Source organism: Kocuria subflava (genome assembly GCF_012163155.1).
Lineage (GTDB): Bacteria > Actinomycetota > Actinomycetes > Actinomycetales > Micrococcaceae > Kocuria > Kocuria subflava.
This window is the reverse complement of record NZ_JAAVUN010000159.1, coordinates 1-614: the sequence shown is the minus strand read 5'-3', so window position 1 is coordinate 614 and position 614 is coordinate 1. Positions and strand designations below refer to the sequence as shown.

1 protein-coding gene is annotated in these 614 nt (G+C 69.2%); it reads left to right on the top strand.

Translation table 11 applies throughout. The annotated features are described in order from the left end of the window. Nucleotides 1-32 precede the first annotated feature (32 nt). On the top strand, nt 33-614 hold a 582-nt coding region (locus tag GTW58_RS13530; RefSeq protein WP_280842329.1), incomplete at its 3' end, for a sugar-binding domain-containing protein.

The window sequence follows — 614 nt, the reverse complement described above, 5'->3', positions numbered from 1 at the left end:
GCCTGGGGGTCTCACGCCCGACGATCTCCCGGATGCTCACCGAGGCCAAGGCCCGCGGCATCGTCACCATCACACTGCGACAGCCCGACAAGCCGTCGGACCGCATCTCCCGCCGATTCGAGGATCTCTTCGGCGTGCGCTCGCACATCGCAGGAACCACGCGGGGCGCGCGCTCCGCCCAACGCTTGGATGCCGTGTCGCGCTACGCCGCTGACCTGCTGGGCCGCTGGGTGGACGACGGCACCGTGATCGGCGTCGCCTGGGGCACGACGACGTCGACCGTCGCCTCCTACCTGAAACAGTCCACGACCTCCGACGTGACCGTGGTCCAGCTCAACGGCGCCGCCGGTCCGAGATCGACGGGCATCGGCACGTCCACACCCGTCCTGGCCACGATGGCCAAGGCCTTCAACGCCCAGCTCTACCCGTTCCCCGCGCCGGCGTTCTTCGACCAGGAGGAAGCGCGTGCCCTCCTCTGGCAGGAGTCCTCGGTCCGAAGGATCCTGGCGGTACGCGCTGCAACGCAGATAGCCGTGTTCAGCGTGGGCGCCTTCCACGGGCCCGTGGTCTCCCAGGTCTACTCGGAGGGCCATCTGAGCCCAGCGACCCTTCGG